At 55.3% G+C, this 23,460-nt stretch carries 25 protein-coding genes and 1 tRNA gene; all 26 read left to right on the forward strand.

What is annotated here, in order from left to right:
• Position 1 precedes the first annotated feature (1 nt).
• The 26 genes from IEY11_RS09485 to IEY11_RS09610 all read left to right on the forward strand — a co-directional run bounded on the left by IEY11_RS09485 (position 2) and on the right by IEY11_RS09610 (position 23,392).
• Positions 2-1,969 (forward strand): DNA polymerase, encoded by a 1,968-nt coding sequence (locus IEY11_RS09485; protein ID WP_188886393.1) that lies wholly within the window; start codon positions 2-4, stop codon positions 1,967-1,969.
• Between the two features lie 11 nt (positions 1,970-1,980).
• A complete protein-coding gene (locus IEY11_RS09490; protein ID WP_243183983.1) occupies positions 1,981-4,386 on the forward strand; it encodes a VapE domain-containing protein in 2,406 nt (801 codons plus the stop codon).
• Positions 4,387-4,666: 280 nt separating this feature from the next.
• A complete protein-coding gene (locus IEY11_RS09495; protein WP_188886394.1) occupies positions 4,667-4,960 on the forward strand; it encodes a VRR-NUC domain-containing protein in 294 nt (97 codons plus the stop codon).
• A 114-nt stretch (positions 4,961-5,074) separates the two neighbouring features.
• Positions 5,075-6,328, forward strand: a complete 1,254-nt coding sequence (locus IEY11_RS09500) for an SNF2-related protein (protein WP_456236994.1) — start codon at positions 5,075-5,077, stop codon at positions 6,326-6,328.
• Positions 6,325-6,735, forward strand: coding sequence for a hypothetical protein (locus IEY11_RS09505; RefSeq protein WP_188886395.1), 411 nt, complete (start codon positions 6,325-6,327; stop codon positions 6,733-6,735). The genes IEY11_RS09500 and IEY11_RS09505 overlap by 4 nt, the downstream gene beginning before the upstream one ends.
• 159 nt (positions 6,736-6,894) lie before the next feature.
• The gene (locus IEY11_RS09510) at positions 6,895-7,338 is read left to right on the forward strand and encodes a terminase small subunit (RefSeq protein WP_188886396.1); all 444 of its coding nucleotides are present in this window, start codon (positions 6,895-6,897) and stop codon (positions 7,336-7,338) included.
• Complete coding sequence (locus IEY11_RS09515; RefSeq protein WP_188886397.1) at positions 7,322-8,581, forward strand: PBSX family phage terminase large subunit; 1,260 nt, start codon at positions 7,322-7,324, stop codon at positions 8,579-8,581. The genes IEY11_RS09510 and IEY11_RS09515 overlap by 17 nt, the downstream gene beginning before the upstream one ends.
• A 14-nt stretch (positions 8,582-8,595) precedes the next feature.
• The gene (locus IEY11_RS09520) at positions 8,596-10,080 is read left to right on the forward strand and encodes a phage portal protein (protein WP_243183984.1); all 1,485 of its coding nucleotides are present in this window, start codon (positions 8,596-8,598) and stop codon (positions 10,078-10,080) included.
• A gap of 14 nt (positions 10,081-10,094) precedes the next feature.
• The gene (locus IEY11_RS09525) at positions 10,095-11,765 is read left to right on the forward strand and encodes a minor capsid protein (RefSeq protein WP_188886398.1); all 1,671 of its coding nucleotides are present in this window, start codon (positions 10,095-10,097) and stop codon (positions 11,763-11,765) included.
• Positions 11,766-11,769: 4 nt separating this feature from the next.
• Entirely contained in the window at positions 11,770-11,934 is a 165-nt protein-coding gene (locus tag IEY11_RS09530; RefSeq protein WP_188886399.1) for a hypothetical protein, read from the forward strand.
• A gap of 87 nt (positions 11,935-12,021) precedes the next feature.
• Positions 12,022-12,096, forward strand: a tRNA-Lys gene (locus IEY11_RS09535).
• An 88-nt stretch (positions 12,097-12,184) separates the two neighbouring features.
• A complete protein-coding gene (locus IEY11_RS09540; protein WP_188886400.1) occupies positions 12,185-12,790 on the forward strand; it encodes a phage scaffolding protein in 606 nt (201 codons plus the stop codon).
• Between the two features lie 21 nt (positions 12,791-12,811).
• Complete coding sequence (locus IEY11_RS09545; RefSeq protein ID WP_188886401.1) at positions 12,812-13,903, forward strand: phage coat protein; 1,092 nt, start codon at positions 12,812-12,814, stop codon at positions 13,901-13,903.
• 4 nt (positions 13,904-13,907) lie between these two features.
• Positions 13,908-14,291: a head-tail connector protein gene (locus IEY11_RS09550; RefSeq protein WP_188886402.1), complete on the forward strand. Its 384-nt coding sequence runs from the start codon at positions 13,908-13,910 to the stop codon at positions 14,289-14,291.
• On the forward strand, positions 14,267-14,638 hold the full coding sequence (locus IEY11_RS09555; protein WP_188886403.1) for a hypothetical protein: 372 nt from the start codon (positions 14,267-14,269) through the stop codon (positions 14,636-14,638). The genes IEY11_RS09550 and IEY11_RS09555 overlap by 25 nt, the downstream gene beginning before the upstream one ends.
• Positions 14,638-15,102, forward strand: a complete 465-nt coding sequence (locus IEY11_RS09560) for an HK97 gp10 family phage protein (RefSeq protein WP_188886404.1) — start codon at positions 14,638-14,640, stop codon at positions 15,100-15,102. Before IEY11_RS09555 ends, IEY11_RS09560 begins: the two co-directional genes overlap by 1 nt.
• Positions 15,099-15,524, forward strand: coding sequence for a phage tail terminator family protein (locus tag IEY11_RS09565; RefSeq protein ID WP_188886405.1), 426 nt, complete (start codon positions 15,099-15,101; stop codon positions 15,522-15,524). The genes IEY11_RS09560 and IEY11_RS09565 overlap by 4 nt, the downstream gene beginning before the upstream one ends.
• A gap of 2 nt (positions 15,525-15,526) precedes the next feature.
• Positions 15,527-15,700: a hypothetical protein gene (locus tag IEY11_RS09570; RefSeq protein ID WP_188886406.1), complete on the forward strand. Its 174-nt coding sequence runs from the start codon at positions 15,527-15,529 to the stop codon at positions 15,698-15,700.
• A gap of 1 nt (position 15,701) precedes the next feature.
• On the forward strand, positions 15,702-17,015 hold the full coding sequence (locus tag IEY11_RS09575; protein ID WP_188886407.1) for a phage tail sheath family protein: 1,314 nt from the start codon (positions 15,702-15,704) through the stop codon (positions 17,013-17,015).
• A 15-nt stretch (positions 17,016-17,030) separates the two neighbouring features.
• On the forward strand, positions 17,031-17,498 hold the full coding sequence (locus IEY11_RS09580) for a phage tail tube protein (RefSeq protein WP_188886408.1): 468 nt from the start codon (positions 17,031-17,033) through the stop codon (positions 17,496-17,498).
• A 13-nt stretch (positions 17,499-17,511) separates the two neighbouring features.
• Entirely contained in the window at positions 17,512-17,940 is a 429-nt protein-coding gene (locus tag IEY11_RS09585) for a phage tail assembly chaperone (protein ID WP_188886409.1), read from the forward strand.
• Positions 17,941-18,122: 182 nt separating this feature from the next.
• Entirely contained in the window at positions 18,123-20,102 is a 1,980-nt protein-coding gene (locus IEY11_RS09590; RefSeq protein ID WP_188886410.1) for a hypothetical protein, read from the forward strand.
• Complete coding sequence (locus tag IEY11_RS09595; protein WP_118760635.1) at positions 20,102-20,827, forward strand: LysM peptidoglycan-binding domain-containing protein; 726 nt, start codon at positions 20,102-20,104, stop codon at positions 20,825-20,827. The genes IEY11_RS09590 and IEY11_RS09595 overlap by 1 nt, the downstream gene beginning before the upstream one ends.
• Positions 20,828-20,839: 12 nt before the next feature.
• Complete coding sequence (locus tag IEY11_RS09600) at positions 20,840-22,717, forward strand: XkdQ/YqbQ family protein (RefSeq protein ID WP_188886411.1); 1,878 nt, start codon at positions 20,840-20,842, stop codon at positions 22,715-22,717.
• Positions 22,710-22,973 (forward strand): DUF2577 domain-containing protein, encoded by a 264-nt coding sequence (locus tag IEY11_RS09605; protein ID WP_243183985.1) that lies wholly within the window; start codon positions 22,710-22,712, stop codon positions 22,971-22,973. Before IEY11_RS09600 ends, IEY11_RS09605 begins: the two co-directional genes overlap by 8 nt.
• Positions 22,973-23,392 carry a DUF2634 domain-containing protein gene (locus IEY11_RS09610; protein WP_188886412.1) on the forward strand — a complete coding sequence of 140 codons (420 nt, stop codon included), beginning with the start codon at positions 22,973-22,975 and terminating at the stop codon, positions 23,390-23,392. The genes IEY11_RS09605 and IEY11_RS09610 overlap by 1 nt, the downstream gene beginning before the upstream one ends.
• The last annotated feature ends 68 nt before the right edge of the window (positions 23,393-23,460 follow it).

Here is a 23,460-nt window from a genome sequence, read left to right on the forward strand (position 1 = left end):
TATGGCAAAGATTATGGCTGTTGATATAGAAACCTATTCCAGCGTTGATCTGGTCGCTTCTGGTGTCCGCCCGTACAGTGAGGCGGACGACTTTGAGATCCTGCTCATTGCTTATAAGGTAGACGATGAGCCGACACAAGTGATAGATCTGGCTGGTGGCGATAAGTTGCCCGGTGTTACGGAGTTCACTGCGTTACTGCTTGACCCGGATGTGCTCAAGACTGCGTACAACGCAGCATTTGAGCGTACCTGTCTGGCTCGCTGGTTCCAGTCGCCAATGCCGCCGGAGCAGTGGAGCTGTACCATGGTGCTGGCCTCCAATCTCGGTCTGCCGGGTACGCTGGCTGGAGCTGGTGCCGCATTGGGACTGGACAAGCAGAAGATGACTGAGGGCAAGGAGCTGATTCAGTATTTCTGCAAGCCGTGCCGACCGACCAAGACCAACGGTGGCCGTACCCGCAATCTTCCGAGTGATGCACCGGAAAAGTGGGAGCTGTTCAAGAAATACAATATCCGCGATGTTGATGTCGAGGTGGACATTCGGCAGCGGCTTTCCGGCTTTTTCATTCCGGAGGCCGAACGGCTGGCATGGCAGCATGACCAGCATATCAATGACCTGGGTGTTCGCGTGGATCAGGTGCTCATGCACCAAGCGCAGGAACTCAGTAACCAGTACAACACCCGCTTGATGGACGAGGCGAAAGACCTTACCGGACTGGATAACCCGAAAAGTGCACCGCAGGTCAAGCGCTGGCTGCTGGAACACGAGGGTATCGAGGTGCCGAGCCTCAACAAGGAAGCCATGCCGGAGCTGATGCAACAGGTGAAAAGCCCGGAGGCACGCCGTATGCTGACAATCCGGTCGGAGCTGTCTAAGACCTCTGTCACCAAGTATGAGGCGATGGAGCGCGGTCTGTGCCATGATGGCCGAGTGCATAATCTGCTCCAGTTTTATGGAGCCAATCGCACCGGCCGCTGGGCGGGCCGCTTGGTACAGGTACAAAACCTGCCGCAGAACAAGCTCAAAGACCTCGAACTGGCGCGTGAGCTGGTACGGGACGGTGAGTTTGAACTGCTGGAAATGGCGTTCGGTTCGCCGCCGTTCGTCCTGTCGCAGCTGATCCGCACGACCTTTATCCCGTCCGAGGGCTGTCGCTTTATCGTTGCCGATTACAGTGCCATTGAGGCGCGTGTAATTGCGTGGCTGGCGGGTGAGCCGTGGGTGCTGGAAGAATTCAAGGGCGACGGTCTGATCTATGAGGCAACCGCCGCGATGATGTTTCACAAGGTCAAGAACGACATTAAGAAGGGTGGCCCACACGCGGATCTTCGTCCGAAAGGCAAAGTCGCTACGCTGGCCTGCGGCTATCAGGGCGGTGTCGGTGCGCTGAAACGCATGGGCGCGCTGGAAAGCGGTATTCCGGAGGAGGAACTTCCGGGTATCGTCAATCGCTGGCGCCGTGCTAACCCGCATATTGTCCGGTTCTGGTATGATGTTGAGAATGCCGCGATCCGTGCAGTACAGGGCGAGCGAGTGGCACTCAGGCATGGCCTCAAGTTTTTCTGTGAACGAGGATACCTGTTCATTCAGCTGCCGTCGGGCCGCAGACTGGCGTATTTTCAGCCGCGCTTAGAGCCGGAACCGAAGTTCAATAAAGAGGGGATCACCTACATGGGCGTCGATCAGGAGAAGAAAACATGGTCGCGCCAGAAGACTTACGGCGGCAAGTTGGTGGAGAACATTGTGCAGGCAACTGCTCGTGACTGCCTGCGTGATACCATGCGGGCACTGTGGGAAGTTGGCTATGAGATTGTGTTTCACGTTCACGATGAGGTCATCATTGACGCACCGAAGGGGCAGGGTTCCTTGGAAGATGTGTTGGAGATCATGGGACACAGTCCGCGCTGGGCGTTCGGTCTGCCGCTCAAAGCAGCCGGTTTTGAAGCACCGTTTTACATGAAGGACTAAGGAGGGGTTATGTGAAAGTGCAATATGACGGTCCTGTTACGCTGGCGGTCGGTTCGTCCCGTACCGCCGCGCACTGGAAAAACAAGACCATGCAGTGGAGCGCATTTCTGAACACGATCCAGACTACTACGCAGACCCGCGAAACGCTAGCCGAGTATCTGAAGCTGCCGAAAAGCAAGCAGGATGCTATTAAGGACGTTGGCGGTTTTGTAGGCGGCTGGCTCAAACAGGGGCGGCGTAAGGCGGAGAACCTGGAACACCGTTCCATGCTCACGCTGGACGCTGATTTTGCCACTATGGACTTGCTGGAAAGCCTGTCTATGTTCTACGGCTGCGCTGCCGCTGTTTACTCAACCCATAAGCACTGTACAGATACGCCGCGCCTGCGCCTGATCGTGCCGCTGACACGGCAGCTGTCCGGTGACGAATATCAGGCGGTTGCCCGTATGCTGGCCAACGACCTGGGGATGGATCTGTTTGACGATACGACTTATCAGCCGACCCGTCTTATGTACTGGCCGAGCACTCCGGTCGATCGGCAGTATTACTTCGACTGCACAGATGGCCCATGGCTGAATCCCGATACGCTGCTGGCGCGGTATCCGGACTGGCGCGATACGTCTTACTGGCCGGAGAGCAGTCGCGCAGCCAATGTTCGGCACACGGCGGCAAAGCATCAGGGTGACCCGACTGCCAAGCCCGGTGTCGTGGGTGCGTTCTGTCGTACTTATAATGTAGAGAAAGCGATTGAACGCTTTCTGCCGGATCGCTATACCGCCTGCGAAATGGAAGGGCGCTACACTTACGTTGGCGGCTCGACCTCGGCTGGACTGGTTATCTATGACGGCGGTCTGTTTGCCTATTCCAATCACGCGACCGATCCGGTCAGCGGCCGCCTGTGCAATGCCTTTGATCTGGTTCGTTTGCATCTGTACGGAGAGCAGGACAGCGAGGCTGCCGAGGGTACACCGGTGAATAAGCTGCCGTCCTATGCGGCTATGGTCGAGTTGGCACGCACGGACGAGGCCGTCAAGCTGACCAGTGCTCGTGAACGGCTTGACCAAGCACGCGGCGACTTTGATATTCCCGATGAGGACCAGACCGATGATACATGGATCGCACAGTTGGAAGTAGACAAGCGCGGTATTCCGATGCAGACCATTCAGAACGCCTACATTATCCTTTCCAACGACCCACTGCTGAAAGGCGCACTTGCCTATAACTGTTTCAAAGACCGTATCGTCGCGATTCAGGACCTGCCGTGGAAAGAGGTGCAGGACACCGTGAATGGCGACGCATGGACGGATGCTGACGACAGCGAACTCCGTCGGTACATGGAGCTGGCATATCGCATTACCGGCAAGGAGCGCATCATGGATGCAGTGAGCGGTGTTGCTCGTGCTAACACGATCCACCCTGTTCGCAGCTTTCTCAAGGGGCTGGAGTGGGACGGCGTAGAGCGGCTGGACACGCTGCTGATTGATTATCTGGGCGCCGAGGATACGCCGTACATTCGCGCAGTTACGCGCAAGGCATTCACAGCTGCGGTAGCGCGTATCGTGAATCCGGGCTGTAAATTCGACTATGTGCTCACACTGGCCGGTCCGCAGGGGCGAGGCAAGTCCACACTCATCAATAAAATGTCGTGCGGGTGGTATACGGACAGCTTGGCAGGTATCGGCACCAAGGAAGCCTACGAGGGTATTCAGGGTTTCTGGCTTGTGGAGCTGGGGGAACTGGCAGCCATGAAGAAGACAGAGATTGAAGTCACAAAGAACTTTATCTCTAAGCAGGTGGACAGCTACCGCGCACCATACGGTCGCCGCGTAGAGGATCACAAGCGTCAGTGTGTCTTTTTCGGCACGACCAACAGTGCGGCGTTTCTCCGTGATGATACAGGCAACCGCCGTTTCTGGCCAGTGCGTCTGGGTGATGAGCCGCCGGCGCGTACCGTTTGGAACGACCTGACGCCTGATATTGTCCATCAGCTGTGGGCGGAAGCGGTTATCCGCTACGAAGAGGGCGAGCTGCTGACCTTGACCGGCGAGCTGGAAGCCGCAGCCTGTGAGCAGCAGCGCGAGTTTACAGAGGACGACCCGCGTGCCGGTGAAGTTCAGCTGTATCTTGACCGCTTGCTGCCGGAGGACTGGGAGGACAGGGACAAGCTGGATCGCCGTGCTTGGCTTTCAGATGATTTCGGGACCGCCGAGGGCACGAAGCCTCGCATGACTGTATGCGTGGCCGAAGTCTGGAATGAATGTTTTAAGAGCGACATCGAGCGGTTGTCCAGGCAGGATAGTCAGGCGGTAGCAGCTATTTTACGGCGTATCCCTGGCTGGGTCGAGGAAAAAGGACGGCAGCGCTGTGGTATCTACGGACTTCAAAAGCGTTTTCGTCGCGTAGATGTAGATCTGTGATGTATCACAACGACTGCCGAAAAACCGTATTTTGTATCAGAATGTAACACAATCACAAAATCTTATGTATCACTTGTATCAAGGCTGTAACAGGTTATGTGATACACAAAAAAGTTAGACAGCGTCTATAGTTTTCGGTATCTGTATCACTTGTATCATATAAATTCTCTGGAAGTATAAAAATAGTATATAGAGAGTATGAGCGCCCGCATAGCACGCCTGCGTAGGCGTATAAGGGCAACAAGTGATACAGTGATACATGAGATACACAGGAGGCTATATGGAAAAAGACATCGAAAGCTATCTGCGTAAGCGGGTAACGGCAGCAGGCGGCCTCGCGTTGAAATTGGTTTGTCCCGGATTTACCGGAGTTCCGGATCGGCTTATCCTTTTCTCCGGCGGCCGTGTCTGCTTCGCGGAGTTAAAGGACACCGGGCAGAAACCGCGCAAGCGGCAGCTGCGTGTGCATGGTATGTTGCGGGATCTTGGCTTTACAGTTTATGTTCCCGACAGCAAGGCCGCCGTTGACAAGATGATGGAGGAGGTGGTGCCGAATGAAGTTCATACCCCATGAGTACCAGAAGTTCTGCGAGGACTTCCTAATGGACAAGCCAGCAGCAGGTCTTTTACTGGATATGGGCTTGGGCCCAGCAAGACGGTTATCACGCTGACCGCTGTTGCAGGCTGGTTGTATGACCGGTTTGAAGTCAACAAGGTTCTGGTGGTGGCGCCGCTTCGTGTGGCGGAGGACACATGGACCAAGGAAAGCGCAAAGTGGGATCACTTGCGGGGGCTTCGCGTGGTTCGCGTTCTGGGGAGTCAGGCGCAGCGGATCCGCGCCTTGGAAACCGATGCCGATATTTATTGCATCAACCGGGAGAATATCCCGTGGCTGGTAAAGTACTACGGCACAGAATGGCCGTTTGACGGCGTGGTTCTGGACGAGCTTTCCAGTTTCAAGAGCCCAAGTTCCAAGCGGTTCAAGGCGATGCGTAAGGTGCGGCCGCTTATCAAGCATATTGTCGGCCTGACTGGCACACCCAGTCCGAACGGCCTGATTGATCTGTGGGCGCAAATTTATCTGCTGGATCAGGGCAAGCGTTTGGGTCGAACGCTGACAGAATACCGCAACCGTTATTTCAATCCCGGCCGCCGGAACGGTTATGTCGTTTATGACTGGGTACCGAAGGACGGAGCAGAGGACGAGATATACCGCCGTATTTCCGATATTTGCATCAGCATGAAAGCCTGTGATTATCTGAAACTGCCCGAGCGGGTTGACGTAGTTCGCACTGTCAAGCTGGACGATGAAGCACAGACAGCTTATACCGAAATGGAAAAAGAGGCCGTGCTGGAACTTGGGCCAAACGAGATAGTCGATGCAGGTACTGCGGCCGTGGTTTCGGGTAAGCTGCTGCAAATTGCAAACGGCGCGGTGTACGACGAGAACGGCAAGACCCATATTATCCACGAGTCCAAATTGGACACCCTGGAAGATGTGATTGAGGCCGTCAACGGGCGGCCGGTGCTAGTGTTCTATGCGTATCAACATGATTTGGAACGAATCATGCAGCGTTTTCCACAGGCACGCAAGCTGGAGGGTTCGGCAGAGATTGATGCATGGAACCGAGGAGAGATTCCAATTCTGCTGGCGCACCCTGCCGGAGCCGGTCATGGTCTTAACCTGCAAGCGGGCGGTAATCACATCGTATGGTTCGGCCTGACATGGTCGCTGGAGTTGTATCAGCAGGCGAACGCCCGCATTTATCGGCAGGGCGTAAAGGGCGAGCGGGTTACCATTACCCATTTGGTAACTGAAGGCACTATCGACGAAGATGTTATGCGAGTGCTGGATGGCAAAGCAACTCGGCAAGATGCTTTGCTGGAAGCTGTTAAGGCTCGTGTAGAGAAATATCAATCGAACGGAAAGGAAATCACATGACAACTAAGGATTGGCTGAACCGCGGGTGGGCACTCGACCGCGAGATTACGGCTTTGGAGAGTGCCAAGCGCCGGGCATATGACCGCTGCGTGTCCGGCGTGGCATCGGTGAGCGGTGCACCGGGCGGCGGCGGTGCCTCAGACGGCGGCCTGAGCCGCTATGCCGACTTTGCCGCCCAGGTGGACGCCCAGATCGACAAGCTGGTAGGCATCAAGCAGGAGATCGCGGCGGTAATCGCTGAGGTGCCGGACACGACCCTGCGGACACTTCTCACAAAGCGGTACTTAAACTTCGAGAAGTGGGAGAAAATCGCGGTTGACCTGAATTATTCGTGGCGATGGACAATGAAGATGCACAGACAGGCATTGCAGGCGGTCGAACCGCTGATTGCAAAGAGGACATGTTAATTCATATTGTTCCGTGCTATACTGGTATCATGAAGTTCAGCGGGAATGAAACTTAGGTCCCGCGTTTCTCCTGCTTCATGTTTGGAACACCTCCGGAAAGGCACTCTTGGAAACAAGGGTGCTTTTTCGTGCCCGGATTTCAGAAAGGATGGTGAGCGCGTGGCAGGATTGACAAATAAACAGGAGGCCTTCGTGCTGGCGCTCATCGAGGGAAAGAGCCAGCGTGAGGCATACCGCAGCGCCTACAAGGCCGGGCGCATGAAAGACGAAACGGTCGATCAGTGTGCGTGCCGGCTGCTGAAAAACCCCAAGGTTTCCGCAAGGTATGAGGAGTTGCAGGCAGCCGTGCGAGGAGAGGCGGAACAGCGCAGCGTTGCGACGGCGGCGGACGTGCTGGAGGAGCTGTCGAACGTCGGCATGGGGCGGGTCAAGTATCCGGCCTACGATATGTTCGGCAATGAGCATCAGCAGTTCCCGAGCGTTACGCAGCGTACCAAGGCGCTGGAGCTTCTCGGCAAGAACTACGGCCTGTTTACCGACAAGGTGAACATGAGCGGCGCGGTTCCTGTCGTAATCACCGGCGGTGATGAGCTTGAAGACTGACAAGCGAATCCTGCGCCTGCCGGAGATCGTCGGGCGCGGCTACGGCACGTTCTGGAACTTCAAAGGCCGCTATCGCGTGTGCAAGGGCAGTCGTGCCAGCAAGAAGAGCAAGACGACCGCACTCAACCAGATAGGCCGCATCATGGAGTACCCGGAAGCCAATCTGTTGGTCGTCCGCAAGACGTACCGCACGCTGAAGGACTCCTGCTTTGCCGAGCTCAAGTGGGCGATTCACCGGCTGGGCGTTGATGCATGGTGGGCGGTCAAGGAAAGCCCACTTGAAATGACTTATCTGCCGACCGGTCAGAAGATCTACTTCCGAGGTCTGGACGATCCGCTCAAGGTGACGTCCATCACGGTTGACGTTGGTCAGCTGTGCTTCCTCTGGCTCGAGGAGGCCTATGAGGTCACCCGTGAAGAGGACTTCGATATGCTGGACGAATCCATTCGAGGCGAGAGTGCGCCGGGACTGTTCAAGCAGATCACGATCACGTTCAACCCGTGGAACGAGCATCACTGGCTGAAAAAGCGCTTTTTCGATGCACCGCCGGATCCGGACATTCTCGCCATGACGACCAATTACACCTGCAACGAGTGGCTGGACGACGCAGACAAGCGCCTGTTCGAGCGTATGCGGCAGAACAATCCGCGGCGCTACCGTGTTGCCGGTCTGGGTAACTGGGGTATTGTGGACGGTCTGATTTATGAGAACTGGGAAGAACGAGAGTTCGACATTGACGAGCTGCGCCGCAGGACGGAACTTCACACCGTGTTCGGACTTGACTTCGGCTATACGAATGACCCGACCGCACTGTTCTGCGGCATGATCGACCGCGTGAGCCGCACGCTGTACGTTTTTGACGAGATGTACGAAAAGGGAATGTCCAACGAACGTATTGCGGAGCGCGTGGCTGCTATGGGCTACGCTAAAGAGCGCATCACGGCCGACAGCGCCGAACCGAAGTCCATCGACCGCCTGCGTGAGCTTGGTCTGTACCGCATTCGCGCGGCACGCAAGGGCAAAGACAGTATCGCCAACGGCATTGACTTTTTGCAGGACTATCGCATCATCGTGCATCCGCGCTGCGTGCACTTCATCACCGAGATTTCAAACTACACCTGGGACACCGACCGCTTCGGCAACAAGATTGGCAGACCCATTGACGACTTTAACCATCTTATGGACGCCATGCGCTACGCCTGCGAGGGCGATATGCGCGGCGCAACATTCAGTTTTGACTAAGGGAGGGACGAGCCATGTTCCAATTCGATCAGACATACGAGGACTATTTGCTGTCCCTCGGCAGAGAAAACACCGATCAGCGCATGACGGACGCGCAGTTCGTCGTGCAGGAGATTCACCGCTTCTGGCGCTCTAAACGCTGCCGCGACATGATGGACGGTGACCTGTACTATCACGGCAGGCACGCCATTCTGCACAAGCAGCGTACGGCTATCGGTGAGAACGGCGAGCTGATTACGCTGGATAATCTGCCGAACAGCCGCATTGTGGACAACCAGTTCCGCAAGCTGGTCGATCAGAAAGCCAACTATCTGGTCGGACAGCCATTCGTCATTCGTTCGGAAGATCAGGCGTTTGTGGATGCCTTGCGGCCGTACCTGCTGACAAAGAAGTTCGCACGGCTCATCAAGGCGGTCACCCGCGACGCGCTGTGCTGCGGCATCGGATGGCTGTTCCCGTATTACGACGAGAACGGTGCTCTGGCGTTTCGGCGGCTGCGCCCTTATGAAGTTATCCCTCTGTGGGCGGATGAGGAGCACACACGCCTTGACGCCGCCATCCGCGTATATGACATGACCGAGTACGTCGGCCTGACCGAGAAAATCGTGCACCGCGTGGAGGTGTACGATGATACCGGCATTCACTACTTCACGCTGTCCGGCGGCAGCCTGACACCGGTCGAGCCATTCTCCGCACCATACATCATGGCGGGAGAGCAGCCGTACAATTGGGAGCGCATCCCGCTGATCGCGTTCAAGTACAACGCAGACGAAACGCCGCTGCTGACGCGCTGCCGCTCCATGCAGGACGGCCTTAACGCCATCGAGAGCCAGTGGCAGGACCAGATGCAGGAGGATCCGCGCAACACCATCATGGTGCTGGTCAACTACGACGGTGAGAACCTCGGTGAGTTTCGCAGGAACCTTGCCACCTATGGTGCAGTTAAGGTTCGTTCGGACAGCTCGGGCGGCGGTGACGTGCGTACCCTGCAAATCGAGGTCAACGCCGAGAATTATCAGGCGCTGGTCGCACAGTTCAAGAAAGCCATCATTGAGAACTGCATGGGCTACGATGCCAAGGACGACCGGCTCGGCGGCAACGCCAACGAGATGAACATCAAGTCCATGTATTCGGACATCGAGCTGGATGCGAACGGCATGGAAACCGAATATCAGGCAGCGTTCGAGGAACTGATTTGGTTCATCACCTGCCATATTTCAAACACCGGCGGCGGAGATTTTGAAAATGAGCCGTATGAGTTGATTTTCAACCGCGACATTTTGATTTCTGAATCCTCGGCTATTGCAGACTGCCGGAACAGCATGGGCGTTATCAGCAATGAAACCATTGTGGCAAATCATCCGTGGGTTGATGATGTACAGGGTGAACTGGACCGCCTGGCGGCCGAGAAGGAAGCAAACCTTGACCTGTACGGCAGCTTTGGTCAGAACGTACCGCCGGATGATGATGATGAACCACCAGACGATAAGAACGAGTAAGGGAGGTGCGGCGCGTGCGCAATCGGGAATACTGGCAAAAACGCTTTTCGGCTGTGGAAGAAATGCGAAACAAGCGCGGCAAGTTGACGGTTGACCAGATCGCGCCGCACTTTGACCGAGCACAGGCTGCCATCGACAAGGAGATCCGCGTCTGGTACCAGCGGTTTGCAGATAACAACGGCATTTCGCTTGCGGAGGCCAAGAAGCTGCTGCGGCAGAGCGAGCTTGACGAGCTGAAATGGGACATTGAGGAGTACATCAAGCGCGGGCAGGAAAACGCCGTGTCGCAGAAGTGGCTGAAAGAGCTGGAGAACGCCTCGGCAAAGTTTCACATCTCACGGTTGGAAGCGCTCAAGCTGCGGACGCAGAACGCCGCAGAAAACGCCTTTGCCGCCGAGCAGTACAGGCTGACCGAACGGCTCATGGACACATGGAAAGAGGACTACTACCACACCGCCTTTGAGGTACAGAAAGGCTTCTCTCTCGGTTTTGACGTTGCGCAGGTGGACGAAAACCGCGTAAACAAACTGCTGGATACACCGTGGACGGCGGACGGGCAGACATTCTCCGACCGCATCTGGAAGTCCAAGGCGCAGCTGCTCGACAGCGTGAGTTCCGAGTTGACACAGATGTGCATCCTCGGCAAAGCGCCCGATGACGCCATTGCCGCTATTGCAAAGCGCATGAACGTCGCCAAAAGTCAGGCCGGCCGGCTCGTGATGACCGAGAACGCCTATTTCGGTTCGGCCGCGCAGCAGCAGTGCTACAAGGACCTCGATGTGGAGCGCTACCAGATCGTCGCCACGCTGGACAGCCGCACGTCCGACATCTGCCGCCATCTGGACGGCAAGGTGTTCGAAATGGCCGACTATGAGCCGGGCGTGACCGCACCGCCGTTCCACGTTTACTGCCGGTCCTGCACTGTGCCGTATTTTGAAGACAATGACGATAACGGTATGCGTGCTGCAAGGGACGAGAACGGAAAGACGTATTATGTGCCGGCAAGCACCACCTACGAAGAATGGGCGAATGCGTTTGCCGGCGGCGGTAATAAGGACTTCTTCCGCAGTCTGGCGGTTCGTGGACAGAAAATCCATGATATTCCGATACGCGAGCAGAATGTCGAGGTGCCGAAAGAGATCTTGTCCGAGGTTGATACGGCTGTGCATAAGCTCTCCAAGGAGTTCCCGTCTGTGGAGGGCAATATCAGCGGTATTCGGTTCTGCGATACGGGCAATTCGATTGCAGCCGCCGCAATCAACCGCAAGTTGGAGATCAATCTAAAACTGAATGAGAGCATCTTCTCCAACCAGCAAAATTACAGGCAAGTACTTCAAAATTGTGCCTCGATGTTCTCACCTAAGAGCAGTCTATATGACTACTTGAAACACGAATTTACGCATTTTGCTGAATATCAGTATGCAATCAAAAGCAATACAGCGAATGGTGTTCTCAATGAAGAAAAGGCGTGGGACGAGATTGGACGGGGAGTGTACGCTCAAAAGTTGATGGAAGAGGCACTTTCCTCTTGCGGTTTGCCGTATGATGAGAGTATAATAGAGAAAATGATAGGCACATATGCAACAGAAAATGTGTCGGAAGCTGTTGCAGAGGCGGTATCGTCAACTAAGCACAACGCTCTGTGTGATACCATCAAACGCCTCGTGCAAAAGAAGTGGAAGTGATTGAATGCTGGTTATTCCGCCTAAAGAGATTGATGGCAAGCTCAAATTCAGGAACAACGATGTTTTTGTCAGAGATGGTATTACACTGACAGAACATGAAATGGAGCTGTACCGTCAATATCGAAAAGAGCTGCATCGCGCACGTTCTATCCAATTTGAAGAAGATTAAACCACCAAAGAGCAATCTGCGGTGGTTTTCTTTTACCCAAAACTGCATACTCAAACGCTTTACCGATCGGTGAGGCGTTTTTCTTTTGCCGGCATAGCTCAGAGGCAGAGCAGGGCGCTTTTAACGCTCAGGTCGGGATTTCAAAATTCCCTGCCGGCACCACTTCGGCGCTTTGGCATTTCCGCCGCAAACCGAAAGACCGCAAACACCGGACTGAACCGGGCAACAAATGTGAAAGGAAGAAAAGACCATGAAAAAAGAAGAACTGATGAAACTGGACGGTATGACTGACGCACTGGCGGCTGCTGTGCTGAATCTCGCCAAGGGTGATACCGAGGGTATGATTCCCAAGGCACGCCTTGATGAAGTGATTGCAGAGCGCGACAATGCCCGTAAGGAGCATGCCGATGTGCTGAAGGAACTCGGTGCGCTTCAGAAGGAAACCGGCGATGCCGCCGAGCTGCGCGACAAGATCAAGTCGCTCGAGGACGCAGCCAAGGAGAGCCAGAAAAAGCACGACACCGAGATCCACACCCTCAAAGTGGACAACGCGGTAAACGCTGCGCTGCTTGGCTCTGGTGCGCGGAACGTCAAGGCGGCCAAGGCCCTGCTGAACCTCGATAAGGCCGAGCTGGCCGAGGACGGCACTGTCAAGGGTCTGGCAGACCAGATCAAGACGCTCCAGACCGCCGAGGACAGCAAGTTCCTGTTCGGTTCTTCTACGCCCAAACTCAAGGGTGCCAAGGCGGGCGAGAGCGGCGACGATGACGGCAGCCATCAGGTAGACACCTCCAAGATGACCTACACGGAGCTGGCCGCTTACATGGCGGAGCACCCCGACGAAAAAATCAACTGATGAAAGGAAAGTGAAATCGAAATGGCTGAAACCAAGTTTGACAGCAAATCTTTCAACCCGCAGGCGTTCGGTGCGTATGTAAACCGTATTCCGAACACTATCAAGACCGAGCTGGCGAAGTCCGGCGCAGTCGGCGCGAACGAGCAGGCACGCGGTGCCCTCTCGAACCAGACCGGCGCACTGTACGCACGAGTACCGTACTTTGGTCGTATCTCCGGTAAGACCAGCCAGAACAACGACGGTGCGACCAACATCAACAGCACCGCAACCACTACCTACGAGCAGGGCTTCGTTGTTGCCCGCCGTATGGACGCATGGACCGAGCGCAACTTCTCGACCAACATTACCGCAGGTGTGAACTTCATGGACAACGTAGCCGCGCAGATTGCGGACTACAAGATGGAGGTCAAGCAGGCTATGCTGCTGGCGATCCTGTCCGGTGTGTTCTCTATGAGCACCTCTGCCGGCACCGCCATCCAGAAGAGTGCCGCAAAGGAGTTCCTTGCGGGCCATGTGTACGACATTACCGGCAAGACCGGCGATGAGGCTATGGTCGGCGCAGCCACTCTGAATGCAGCGATGCAGCAGGCGTGCGGCGATAACAAGTCCATCTTCAAGCTGGTCATCATGCACAGCGCAGTGGCAACGAACCTTGAGAACCTGCGCCTGCTCAAGTACATGACCTACACCGACGAGGACGGCATTCAGCGCGATCTGTCGCTCGGCACCTGGAACGGCCGTCTGGTTCTTGTGGATGACGGTATGCCGACCGAGGCTGTTGCGGCGGATTCCGGCAAGGGCACCGCTGCGTACACCAAGTATACTACCTACGTTCTCGGTGAAGGCTCCATCATTCTGGATGACATCGGCGATGCTGTACCGTATGAGATGAGCCGTGATCCCAAGACCAACGGCGGTCAGGATACGCTGTATGTCCGTGACGGTTTTATCTGCGGTGTACAGGGTCTGTCTTTTGAGAAGCCCGCATCCATCACCGCATCTGCTACCAACACTGACCTGTCCACCGGTGCAAACTGGTCTGTCATCAACGACGGCACCAACGCAATCCCGCACAAATCTATCGCGCTGGCAAAGATCGTTTCCAAGGGTTAAAGCCATGGACGGTATTCTGGACAGCGTATTAAAGCGGCTCGCGTCGTTCGGCTGCACTGCTCCTGACGAATGGGCCGTGCAGTTCTGCATCGGCAAGGCAGAGAACCACATCAGGAATCAGATAAACCGCGCGGACATCCCGGCAGAGCTTACCGAGGTGCTGACAGACCGCGCCTGCGGCGAGTATCTGCAATCCGCGTATGCGGCGGGCAAGCTGGAGCTGGAAAGCCTTGACCTGACAAACGCTGTCCAGTCGGTGAGCGAGGGTGACACGAGCGTCACCTTTGCCGCCGATGCCTCGGACAGCGCACGTCTGTCTGTGCTGATCAGCAGTCTGCTGACCGCGGGAGAGGAGGATCTGTTATGCTTCCGAAAACTGCGGTGGTAAGTGTCCGTAAGACACTGGAGCGCGGCTACACAGGTACGTTCACCGTCACTGAGCGCAAGAAAGTCGTGCGTGAGGATCACAGCACCGGCTTCGCTGAGGCACAGACGGTCACAGAGCAGCCCTGCCGGCTGTCGTTCACGACCTCGCCTGCGGCGGGTGACGGCGACACGGCAGCGCTCACGCAGAGCGTCAAGCTGTTCTGCGCGCCTGAGGTAAATATACCCGAGGGCTCGCGCCTTACAGTTACGCAGAACGGCGTGACCGGCGACTACGCCCGTTCCGGTATGGCGGCTCTGTACGATACCCACGCCGAGTATGTACTCGAAGCATTTCGGGGGTGGGCGTAATGGCACGATCAAGCGTGAGCATGAATTACGACGGTCTGCGCCGATTGCAGGAACAGCTTGCAAAGATCGACCGGACGGATGAATTTTTCAATGCCTGCGCCAAGGAGTTGGCTGCCAGATTGCTGGCGAAAGCGATCAAGCGCACGCCTGTCGGCGACTATCCGAAAAGCACCGGCAAGACCGGCGGCACACTGCGCCGCGGCTGGACAGCCGGGCAGAATGCGAACGCCAAGGCCTACGCAGAAAGCCTGTCTGTGCAGCGTGTCGGCAGCGACTTTGTTATCGACATCATCAATCCAGTTGAGTACGCCTCCTATGTGGAGTACGGACACCGTACTTCAAACCACAAGAACTGGGTGGAGGGTAAGTTCATGCTGACACTCAGCGCAAAAGAGGTGCAGGGCATGGCGCCGCGTATTCTCGAACGCAAGCTGGCGGACTATCTGCGGAGGTGTTTCAGTTGACCATTGGAGCAATCACAAGCGCGATTTCAACCGCTGTTTACAATGCTTTCGGGGATGGGTACGAGATTTACACTGACCGCGTAACGCAAGGGCTGCGTGAGCCGTGCTTTCTCATTTCGTGTCTGTCTGGTACACGCGGCGTGGACCTCGGCAGAAGATACGCACGAACTGCTCAGTTTTCTGTGCAGTATTTTCCGAAAGCCGAGGGCGACAGCGCGGAAATCAACAGCGCCTTTGAGAAGCTGCTGGAAGCATTGGAAGCCATCGAGGCGGACGGCTGCCTGCTGCACGGCAGGGACATTGCCGGCACGCCGCATGACGGTATGCTGACCGTTACCGCAATCTACGACGGCTTCGTGCTGCGGGAGGAAGCCCTGCCGGATATGGATTCCCTGACCACGCAGACGAACGCAAAGGAGTAACTATGACCAGAAAAACCAAGAACGAACCGAGGTTCTCTCGGAATGCGCTGCTGTATTCCGAGCTGTTCCGGCACGAACGTGACCTCATCTGTGCGCTGATCGCGTCGGACGAGTATTGCACCGTGCAGGAAGTGCAGGACCGCATCAACAAATACAAGAAAGGAAAGGTGAACTAATATGGCACTTGGCGGCGGTATTTTTACCACGCAGAACAAGGTGCTGCCGGGCAGTTACATTAACTTTGTTTCGGCTGCACGCGCATCTGCTAATCTCAGTGACCGTGGCATTGCAACTATGCCGCTTGAACTGGACTGGGGCACTGATAACGCGGTGTTCGAGGTAACGCCTGCGGATTTCCAGAAGAACAGCCTTGCCATTTTCGGTTATCCGTTCACCCACGACAAGCTCAAGGGTCTGCGTGAGGTGATGGACAAGGTACGCACGCTGTACGCCTACAAGCTGACCAGCGCAGGCGCAAAGGCTGCGAACACCTATGCTACGGCGAAGTGCTGCGGTGTACGCGGTAATGACCTGAAGGTCGTTATTGGCACGAATGTAGACGCGCCGGAGAAGTTTGACGTTAGTCTGTACCTCGGTACGACCCTTGTTGACGCTCAGATGGGCGTTGCAAAGGCGGCAGACCTTAAGGACAACGACTACGTTATCTGGAAGGATTCTGCAACGCTTGCCGAAACGGCAGGTACTGCGCTTTCTGGCGGCACGAACGGTACTGTTGACGGTACTGCACACCAGAAGTATCTTGATAAGATTGAATCCTACACCTACAACACGATGGGCGTTGTCACGACCGACGAAACCACCAAGTCCCTGTACGCTGCGTTTGTAAAGCGTATGCGTGAGGAAGTCGGCTCTAAGTTCCAGTGCGTACTTTACGGCAAGGCAGCAGATTATGAAGGTGTAATCAACATCAAGAACCGTGTACTCGATGAGGGTGCAAACGAAGCGTCCCTTGTGTACTGGGTAACCGGTGCAGAAGCTGCTTGTGCAGTTAACAAGAGCCTGCTCAACGTCAAGTATGACGGTGCTTACACGGTAGACACCGACTATAAGCAGAGCGAGCTTGAAAGTTTCATTACCTCTGGTGTGTTCGCTATGCACAACGTCAGCGGTGAAACCCGCGTGCTTTCGGATATCAACAGCTTTGTATCTGATGCCGAGGGCAAGAGCAAGGAGATTTTCGGTGACAACCAGTGCATCCGCGTTATGGATCAGATTGCAAACGACATTGCAGTGCTGTTCAATACGCGCTATCTGGGCAAGGTGCCGAATGACGCTTCCGGTCGAGTATCGCTCTGGAATGACATTGTAAAGCACCACCAGCAGCTTGAGGATTTGCGTGCTATTGAGAATTTCTCGGCTGATGACGTGCAGGTTGAACAGGGTGACGCAAAGAACGGCGTTGCGGTACAGGATGCGGTAAGCATTGTTTGTGCTATGGCAAAGCTGTATATGACCGTCACCGTATCGTAAAGGAGGGACATAATTATGGCTTATATGCCTGCAAATGATGCACCGTCCGCGAAACTGGCGACGGCCTACGTCACCATTGACGGCAACCGTTACGCCTGCCTGATGGCAAAGAGCTTTGAGGGCAAAATGAACGTAGAAACCAAGGAAGTACCGACACTGGGACGCACTGTAAAGGGTGTTAAGGCTGTTGGTGCAAGTATCAAGTTCTCTATGGTTGTCTACAAGGTGACGGAGATTTTTGACGAACTGGTTGAGCGTTACAAGAACACCGGTCTGCTGCCGACGTTCGACATTCAGGTTACCAATGAAGACCCTGCAACTACTATTGGTCGTTCGAGCAAGATTTATACCGATTGCGTTATTGACGGTGACGTACTGCTGAGTATGTTTGACGCTGACGGCGATTTTGTTGAACAGACTATCGAGGGCTACGCACAGGACTTCACTCGCCCTGAGAAGTACAGCAACCCGTCTTATATGTAAGGAGTATGACAAAATGAGTAACTTTTCTGCTTTTATGAAGAGCAACAAAAAGCAGCGTCAGAACGAGCTGTACGCGGCGACCAAATCGCTGACCGACGAGAACGGCGTACCGCTGCTGTGGGAGCTGCGTCCGGTCACCACCCGCGAGAACGAGGCAATCCGTGAGGAGTGTATGACCGAGGTACAGGTACCGGGCAAACCCGGTATGTACCGTCCGCATGTGAATATGTCTGCATACCAGGCAAAGATGGTGGCGGCGGCTGTCGTTATGCCGGACCTCCATGACGCTGCGCTGCAGGACAGCTACGGCGTGATGAGCCCGGAGGAGCTGCTCAAGGAAATGCTGGACGACGCCGGTGAGTACGCCGATCTGGCGGTCAAGGTGCAGCAGATCTCCGGCTTTACAAGCCTTGCAGAGGACGTTGAAACCGCAAAAAACTGATCGAAGCAGAGGATACGGAGACCTGCTTTGCTCTGTATGCTCTGCACCAGCTGCATATTCTGCCGTCTGATTTCCTCGCCCTTGACCAGAAAGACAAGGCGTTCATCATCGCCGCGGCTATGGAAAAGGCGAAACAGGAAAAAGCCGAGATGGCAAAGATCAAGAGTAAGAGGTGATTTTTCGTGGCAAGCATTATGACGGCCGTAAAACTGAATGACCAGATGACTGCACCGCTGCGGAACATCACCAATGCGGTCAATATGATGCTCTCCAGCTGGGAGAGCCTTGACAGCGCCACCGCTGGCGGTCTGGATATGGGCGACGTTGCTGCGATCCGCACGCAGCTGCACGAGGCAACGACCGCTCTTGACCAGCTCGGAAACGAGCAGAAGAAGTTTAACCAGAACGTCCAGAGCGGCGCGGCGGCACTGGACGGCATGGCCGGTAAGATCGCCGGTTTGGTCGCCGGCTATGTCAGTCTGCAGGGTGCGATGAGCACCGTGAAATCTGGTATCGACTACGCCTCCGACCTCGCCGAGGTGCAGAACGTCGTGGACGTGACCTTCGGCAAGGCGGCCGCGTCTGTCAACGAGTGGTCGCAGCAGGCGCTTGAGGCCTACGGTCTGAATGAGGTCACCGCAAAGCAGTATGTCGGCACGATGGGCGCAATGCTCAAGTCGTCCGGTGTGGCCGGAAACAGTGTGCTCGACATGTCCGAGAAGATCGTCGGTCTGGCCGGTGATGTGGCGTCGTTCTACAACCTCGACACCAATACGGCGTTCGAGAAGATCCGTTCCGGCATTTCCGGCGAGACGGAGCCGCTCAAACAGCTCGGCATCAATATGTCGGTTGCCAATCTGGAGGCCTATGCGCTGTCGCAGGGTATTACGACCGCGTACGATAAAATGTCGCAGGCGGAGCAGACTATGCTGCGCTATAACTATCTGATGAGTGTTACCTCGGACGCACAGGGCGACTTTGCCCGAACGTCCGACAGCTGGGCGAACCAGACGCGACTGCTCAGTGAGAACTGGACGGAGTTTGTCGGCAACATGGCGGCGAACCTGCTGCCGACGCTGACGGCAGGCGTCGCGGCACTCAATGATGTGATCTCGTGGCTGTCTGAGAATACGGCGTTTATTGCGCCGATCATCGGCGCGATCACTACGGCTGTTGGTTTGTATACCGCGGCTGTGCTGACCAATGCGGCGGCGAAGGGTATCTCTGCTGTCGCGTCTCAGCTGCATGCGGCCGCAGAGGCAAGAGCAGCGTCGCTGACGTTCAAAGCGACCGTGGCGCAGTATGGTCTTAATACTGCGCTGCTGGCATGTCCTATTACGTGGATTGTCGGCGGTATCATTGCGGTCATCACCGTGATTTACTTAGTTGTCGCCGCCATTAACAAGGTCAAGGGTACGACCATCAGCGCAACAGGTGTTGTTCTGGGTGTGCTTGCCACGGCAGGCGCAATCGTGCTGAATACGATCATCGGTGTTATCAATGCAGCCATTCAAGCTGTGTGGACGCTTTTTGTCGAGCCGTTTATCAGCGTGATCGAGTGGGTACTCAATGCGGTGAATGGCGGCTTTGACAGTCTCGGAGATGCGGTTAAAAACCTGCTCGGACAGATGATTTCGCGGCTGCTTTCGTTCGGCAAGATCGCTACGAAAATAATTGACGCGGTTTTCGGAACGAACTGGACGGACAAGTTGAATGAACTTCAGAACACAGCGCTTTCCTGGGGTAAGAACGAGAACGCGATTACGATTTCGCGCAACGCACCGACCATCGAAAAGCGTTTCGCGTACAAGGATGCATGGAATTTCGGATACAATCTCGGTCAGAGCATTGATGAGAAATTCAGCGCCGCGAACGCCTCTGCAACGCCCGAGTTTGACGCGCTGAACAACAATGTCGCAGCGATCGCTGCCAACACGGCGGACACCGCGGACGCATTGCAGCTGTCGAATGAGGACCTAAAAATGCTCCGCAACATCGCGGAACGACAGGAAATCAACCGATACACCACCGCCGAGATCAAGGTGGAAATGGTCAACCACAACAACATCTCCAACGAGATGGACCTCGACGGCGTAGTCAATCTGTTGGAAGCCAAGGTCACCGAGGCGCTTGTCACCAGTGCAGAGGGGGTGCATATCTGATGTACGAGTTTTACATGGACGGTGTGCGCCTTCCGGTTACGCCGAGTGCGCTGACCATCAAGATCAGCAACCAGAACAAGACCATCAACCTCATCAACGAGGGGCAGCGCAACATCATCAAGACACCCGGATTGAGTAAGTACAGCTTCAATGCGCTCCTGCCGAACAGGGAATACCCGTTTGCCTGTTACCCGAACGGCTACCAGCCGGCGCAGTATTATATGTCACTGCTGGAAAAGCTGAAACGCGAGTGCAAGCCGTTCGAGTTTTTGGTTATCCGCACGGATGACGCAGGCAATCTGCTGATGACGAACGACCCGGACAAGCCGCTCATGGTATCGTTGGAAAGCTACGAACTGAGCGAGGATGCCGGTAGCTACGGCGTTGACGTGATGGCGAAAATCGAACTGCTGACTTATGTGGATGTCAAGACCAAGCTGATCGAGTTCAAGAAAAGCGAGAGCAGCAGCAGCGGCACCAAGAAAGCGACCGTCACGCAGAAGCGCGACACCACAACCGCACCGGCCGGCAAGACGTATACCGTCAAGTCCGGTGATACGCTGTGGGACATTGCCCGGGTGAAGCTGGGGAACGGTACTAAGTGGCAGTCTATCTATAATCTGAACAAGGCTGCCATTGAAGCCGCAGCGAAGAAATACGGTAGATCAAGCAGCAGTAACGGCTGGTGGATCTACCCCGGTACCGTGCTCAAGCTGCCGAGTTAAGGAGGGGAGAACATGGGTAAATATGTTTGGCCGTGTCCGTCCTACTCACGTATGTCGAGCGGCTATGGTAACCGCGTACACCCAATTTACGGCACTGTCAAGTTTCATGATGGTGTTGACTTGGCAGCGGCATCGGGCGTGCCGATTCTCGCTTTTGGATCGGGCACTGTAACGGTATCTGGTTTGAACGGAGGTTATGGTAACTACATCAGTATTAACCATGGCGGCGGTCTGATGAGTTTCTACGGACATTGTTCGAAACTGTATGTTTCCAAGGGCGCAAAAGTCACCGCCGGTCAGAAAATCGCAGCCGTTGGTACAACTGGCAACTCGACCGGCTGTCACCTGCATTTTGGTATGCACTTGAACGGTTCGTCGGTCAATCCGCTGAACTATGTATCGTCGAAGGACACAGTATCTAACTATTCCGGCGCGAAGTCGGGCGGCACGGCAACAAATACGGTTAAGGCGCTCTTTACCGCCTATTATCCTGCGAATAATGCCATGGAGGGCGGGTTTCTTGACGCACTGGGAAACAAACTTGACCCGAGCAAGCACACCTGTGCTGCACCGCCAAGCGTACCTTTTGGGACGAAAATCACCGTGCAGGGTACAGGTACAGCGCTTGACGGCGTGACCTATACCGTCAATGACCGCGGCGGCATGATTCAGATTGCAAACGGCATGTACCATTTCGATCTTTTGATGAGCAGCAATGCCGAGTGCAACCGCTGGGGCAAGAAGTACGGCAAAGCCGTCATCGGCGGCTCGGGCGGCTCGTCCGGCTCGACCTCTTCGGGCACGAGCACCGAGAAAGAGAAGAAGAAGGACATCACGACCGTTGTTGTTAAGTCTGTCACCGGCGCGGCGGGCACGCGCAAGGAGATCCTGCGGGATGTTCCGTCCTGCCAGATGCCGGGCGCGGAGCTGATCATCCAGAACAGGAACGGTCAGCTTCAGCAGCCGATGATCGAGGGCGACATCGTGTGGGAAACCACCCGCAGCGGCGCGGCATCCTCGCTGACGTTTACGGTGGTCAAGGACGATACCCTCAACTTCCACGAGGGCAATCCGGTCAGCTTTCGATTTAACGGCGCGAATGTGTTCTACGGCTACGTCTTTAAGAAGTCGCGTTCGGATAACCGGCTTATCAAGGTCACGGCCCATGACCAGCTGCGCTACTTCAAGAACAAGGACACCATCAGCTACACGAACAAGACCTATGCCGATGTGCTGAAAATGCTGGCTGCGGACTACGGCCTCAAGGTTGGTACCGTGACCGACACCAAGTACAAGATTCCGCAGCGTATCGAGGAGGGGACGCTCTTTGATATGCTCGGCAATGCCAGTGATTTGACCATCATCAACACCGGTGAGGTGTACGTCTTGTATGACGATTTCGGCAAGTTGTGCCTCAAACCCTACGAGAGCCTGCTCCTGCCGCTCTACATCGACGAGGACACCGCCCAGGGCTATAGCTACACGTCCTCGATTGACAGCGACGTGTATAACCGCATCAAGCTGGCGTGGGACAATGATGAAACCGGCGTCAGAGAGGTTCATGTGATGAACAATACCGCCAGCCAGAGCAAATGGGGCACGCTCCAGTATTATGAAAAGCTGGATAATGCCCTCAACACCGCCGATTTGCAGACCAAGGCGAAAGCACTCATGAACTATTACAACGTTATTCACCGCGAACTGACCATGCAGAAGGTTTTCGGCGACGTGAGAGCCAGAGCCGGTACTTCGGTCTGCGTCGGCATGGGCCTGGGTGACATCAACATCAAGAACTATATGTGTGTGGAGAAGGCTAAGCACACGTTCAGCAATGGCCTGTACACGATGGACCTGTATTTGAGCGGAATTCGAGGTGAGTTCAGTGCCTAATCTGATGGAAACTATGCGGCAGATTGCCGCGAACGAGCGTCAAGCCGCTTTGCCGATGACAATCTGCTTCGGCAAGGTGATTGCACTCTCGCCGTTCCGTGTGCAGGTTGACCAGAAACTTGTACTCACCAAGGAGTTTTTCATCGTGAAGAGTGGCGTGAGCGCATCCTCGTTCAAGGTGGGCGATGTGCTCATCCTGTTCCGCAATGATGGTGGACAAAAGTACCTGATATTCGACAAGAAAGGGGCGCTGTAATGCTGCCGACAGAGTATAATGACGATCTCGTGCAGGATTTCGAGATTGAAACACAGCCTACGCGCACCTATGCGCTGCGGTTTGACGGCTACCCGTGTTCCGGCGGCAAGCTGGACGGACTGGAAGCCATGAAGCAGGCCATCTTCCTGATTCTTCAGACCGAACGGTTTCAGTACGCGATTTACAGCTGGAATTACGGTATCGAGCTGAACGCCCTGCTCGGTCAGACCATGACGCCGTATCTGCAAGCCAAGGTGGCGAAAGCAATCGAGGATGCGCTCATGGCGGATGACCGGGTGCTGTCGGTTGAGCAGTTCTCGTTTACCAAGGGCAAGCGCAATCTGCTTGTAAAGTTTATCGTAACCACGACCGAGGGCGACGTCGAAAGCGAATTTGAGTTTGGAGGTGAAACGGCATGATCGGACGATACTCGGACGAAATGACGTTTGACTACATTATGAACCGTATGCTGGAATCCGTGCCGGAT

It is taken from the genome of Butyricicoccus faecihominis, from assembly GCF_014648015.1.
Classification (GTDB): domain Bacteria; phylum Bacillota; class Clostridia; order Oscillospirales; family Butyricicoccaceae; genus Agathobaculum; species Agathobaculum butyriciproducens.